Source organism: Caballeronia temeraria (assembly GCF_001544795.2).
In the GTDB taxonomy this organism is placed as follows: domain Bacteria; phylum Pseudomonadota; class Gammaproteobacteria; order Burkholderiales; family Burkholderiaceae; genus Caballeronia; species Caballeronia temeraria.
This window is the reverse complement of sequence record NZ_FCOI02000078.1, coordinates 1-4,220: the sequence shown is the minus strand read 5'-3', so window position 1 is coordinate 4,220 and position 4,220 is coordinate 1. Positions and strand designations below refer to the sequence as shown.

General features: G+C 54.7%; 2 protein-coding genes. Both read left to right on the top strand.

Features of this window, described 5'->3' with window-relative positions; translation table 11 throughout:
• Positions 1-561: 561 nt before the first annotated feature.
• On the top strand, positions 562-2,073 hold the full coding sequence (locus AWB76_RS41440) for a hypothetical protein (protein WP_061165272.1): 1,512 nt from the start codon (positions 562-564) through the stop codon (positions 2,071-2,073).
• A 23-nt stretch (positions 2,074-2,096) separates the two neighbouring features.
• Positions 2,097-3,044 carry a phosphotransferase gene (locus AWB76_RS39995; protein ID WP_074171507.1) on the top strand — a complete coding sequence of 316 codons (948 nt, stop codon included), beginning with the start codon at positions 2,097-2,099 and terminating at the stop codon, positions 3,042-3,044.
• Positions 3,045-4,220: the final 1,176 nt, after the last annotated feature.

Below are 4,220 nucleotides of genomic sequence, written 5' to 3'. Positions count from 1 at the left end.
CTGTTGATACTGAGTTCTTTCGTGCATCGCAACACCTTATACGAAACAGGTGTTGCACGTCAGATTTGAGGCCGCCCAATCAAACTATGAGAATGGATCGCGAGAGCCAGGTTTGCTTTATTTGTACAACCTCGGGATGTCAGGTGTGAATTTAAGCTACTTAATTCTAGGGGAGGAATTCGAATGCCAGCTTAATCCAAACGAGCAGGGGCTCATCCGAGAGCTTCGGAAGCACCAGTACGAAAAGCGCGACGAGATCGTAGCGGGGATAGTGACCCTGCTGAGGGCTTCGCGCTTGTAGCACACGCACACCCTAAACCCGGGGTAGTCGCATTTCAATGACGGATCGCCTGCAGCGATCGCCGGTTGATCAAGGAGCTGATATGGAATTTTTGCATGAGCAGTTGGACGAAACGAACAATGAGCATTTCGTCGCGCGAGAGGAACCTGATGATGCGGGTAGCATCAGGAGAGAAGCTCCACCACCAAAAGGAGGGATCAACATGGACAGCGCTCGGTTCGGATACCGCTAAGTCGTAGCGCTCGATCGAGGATAAAGCGATGCTGTCTGGAAGAATCGATCTGCAATCTCGTGAGCTTCACTTGACAACGCGTTCGCACGGGCACGGCACTAACCAACTGGTCCTGGAGAACAACCCGTTTCTTCAAAGCATTACGCTACGGTCGGACGACGTAACGCATGTACTTACGTTCGAGAGCACCGAATCCTCGATTGCAACTGTAGAAGACATAGATCTGCATAGCTCAGGGACATGTGACGAACGCGTTGCGACCTTGATTAGCAAATTCGACTTTCTTGGATGTGCTTTCTTTGCCTTGCGGCTTGATGGCTCACCGGGAAAGGACCCGGAGATTTCCATTCGAGCTAGCGCCTACTATCCTGTCCCGTTATATCTGCTCATGTCTCGCGATTGTGTCGATATCGATTGGGATATCGTGCGATTGCTGATGACACATCGTTGCACTCTCGATGTGGACTACGCTAAGGCGATTCATGCAGGCACTGTGCCTTACGGAAGCTCAACAATCGCGGCCGAGATCAAGATGCTCCCCGAACGCTCCACGGCGATCATTAACAAGACAGGCGTTCGAGTGGATGCCGCTCCAGACGCTTGGTTGCCGGCAAGGCGAAGCCTTAAGCCGGGATGCGAGGCCAGTGCGCTTCTCTCTGAAAGATTGTCGTCGTTTGTCATGGACCGCTTCAGAATAAGCTCCTCGATCGCTGTCGAGGTGAGCGGCGGCGTCGATTCCGCACTGCTCGTGGCTTTGATGAAGCATCGTAGTCTGAAGCCCCGCTCGCTAGGCGCTGTCATCAGTGAATCACAACCGAATGGTCCGCAAACGTATCGGATCGGGAGGATAGAGGAAAGGCTGCAACACGAGATTTTGCGCGTGTGTGCATGGAGTTTCTTAGACCAAACATGTCGCAGTGTTGCTGCTCAATATCAACCGGACGCGTATGGCGAATACTGTTATGGCGCATTCGGCAGGCTATGGGACGATTTCGTTAGCGCTGGGTGTGTGGCCGTCGTGGGAGGGTACGGCGGAGATGAGCTCTTACTGCCATCGGAAAGCATGTTGACAGTGGACGAAACTGTTGGTCAATACTCCGAACGCAGAGTCAATTTTCCTGCGGCGGTGCCGATCGTCTCGCCGTCAGCGCTCTTGGCGTGCGCGAATCACGCTCCTAGCCTTCTTCGGCGCGGACTTTGGCCAATTCGGCCCTATTGCGACCCTCGCTTAGCGAGATTTTGCTACACGCTGCCTGCTGCGAGCGGGAGAGACAAGCGCGTATTCAAAGACGCACTCGCATCAATGTCGCTCGCAGATTTGTTCCATGACGGATATCTGAAAGAGTCGCTCAGCGACTTGATACGAGCCGCAACAATCTCAGAGGGACGCCGCAGTGAAATCAATGCCGCTCCCGGAGAATCAACCTCTGCTGATAAAGTGAGGCCGGAACGCATTTGGCTGGAAGAAATTGCGGAGAAACTGCTAGGTTTATCGCGCACTGGGCTAGAGAAGCATCTGAAAGAGGGGCAACTGTCGTAACGTACGAGATTGCGAGGTTCGGTTTGGAAATCAAACAAATAAGAGATGCGATTTACAGCCAACTCGGCGGAGACGTTGGGAAGATCAAGCTCGTCTTGAACGGTTACCACACAGTCTTCTCGCTTGAAAGAAGCGGCGAGAAATTCTTCATCAAAGTTTACTCCTCTCCACTCCCGTCTGGGATCGATCCGAGTTTGGAAGCCCGACTCCTGCAGGACCTTGAGCGTCGTCACGTTCAAGGTTCCGTCCGTGTAGTAGCTAGTGGAGCTGTTGCTTTCGATGGGGGACTCGCGCGCGACTACAACATCTGCACTGCAGCTCGCGGTAAGCGTCTGGGTTTGAACGAAGAAGACTTCCATGCTTTCGGCTCTTCGTTAGCGACGCTTCACTTGCAAGCCCATGCATCTGCGACTGCATTGCTGCCAAAAACCTCTCCCGCTGACTACTGCGAATACGCGTCGAAGATGTTGGCTAACCAGAAAGATTCGAAGGCGCTTACACGTGTTTGTAAAAACTTGGAGATGGCGGCAAAGGCGCTCCAAGCGGCCGGTCTAGAACACGCTTTCATCCATGGTGACGCTAGGATCGACAACGCTCGACGATCAAAGCTCGGTGTGACCTTCTTCGACTTCGAGCAAGCTTCACAAGGGCCAACCGCATTCGATTTGTCGACGGTAGCGTGGTGGCTGAACACGTTAAGCGATGGTCGACAGCATCGCCTATGGTCAGCCTGCTTACGTGGGTACTCAAAGGTGAATAGGGTAGGTGTGGAACCGCTAGCGCTGCTTCCCGAGTTGCTCATTGCAAACGAAGCACGTGCGTTGCCGTTGCTATCTCGCGTGGCAGGGACTGAAAGTCGAGTGTGGTCATCAGCGATCAGCCAGCTTACCGATGCGACAGATCGCTATGAGGTGGATCGACTGGCGGTATTGCCCCCCGGGCTTCGCGGTATGGAATGGTGCACTCAATGACATACGGGTCGCATTGCTACGGCATGGAAGCGGCAAGCGCATGGGGGAGGGGGAGCAAAAGTCCGGGGCGATTCGCCTTGGGACCGACCGTTCCGTCAAATTTTTACACCCGCGAAATTAAAAATTCGACAGTTGAGCCTATAATCCCCGTCCCGTAAGGAACGCGGTGGCGACTCTGTCCAAATTTGCTTAAAAAATGTGCAATTTAAAAGCACGGTTGGACGGGCCGCTCTCGCTACGCGCAGCCCGTACAACGCACAAATCAGCGAGCAGACCCGCTTCGGCTTAACCGTAGTGCGGTCGGAGCTAGTGACTCCGTCCCGCGGCGCGCCGCCCGCGATGTCGTGCTATGCGGCGAGCTCGGCGCCAGAAGATAGGCGGAAGGATCGCTGAGCGGACTGGAAGCGTCGGGCTCTTCACGCCGCCGGCTCGGATTGCGCATGTGCGAGCCGTACATCTCCGAGACTTTGGCTGCCTGTGGCAGTTTCTGCTGCCCAATGCTCATGGATTGTCGAGTCGTGCGACGAGACACGGGGACCCTAGGGAGAGGGGGCATTAAAGTGTGCAGACCCTTCAGCGCGGACACCGACCGTTCCCTCACGCGCAGAAAAAATCCCCCTTTAACAGAGAATGTTAAAGCCTTTAACATGTCCCCAAGCTAGGAAACCCCTTTACTGGCGGGGCTTTCCGCGATTCTGACGGATGTTAAAGCGATGTTAAAGCGGTGTTAGATGTTTAAGCTGAAAGTACGGTCCGGGAGGTGACCGGCGACTCAGATTACTAGTTTTGCGAGCACAGGAATTCGGCGGAGCGGTCGCTCCCTATCCGATTCGCCCAGACATCTGCCCCCTGCGCGCCCTAAAGGCGTAATGGTGTACGCTCAGGCGTGGCGTGAATATATCGGAAGGGCCTATTGAGCGCTGCCTCATCTCGTGAGTGCACCGAGAAGGGCTCGACTAGCGGCTCGGCGCGCGTCCGGCTGCCTCTGCAGCCCTTTCGCGTTGGGAACTTTTAGTGGTGTTCCGAGAACGCGTATCGCGCGGTCCGCTATTTGATCAGCAACGGCCGATCGGACTTCGACGTCGGGATCATGCAGATTAACCGTAACCTTTGAGGCTGTTACATGACGATCTGAACCTCAGACGCGGTTTGCAGCGGATGGGTTTTCGCATGGCG

What these genes read in the sequence shown, in the direction of transcription:
- AWB76_RS41440 (WP_061165272.1), top strand. Translation starts at nt 562, where the DNA reads ATGCTGTCTGGAAGAATCGATCTGCAATCTCGTGAGCTTCACTTGACA.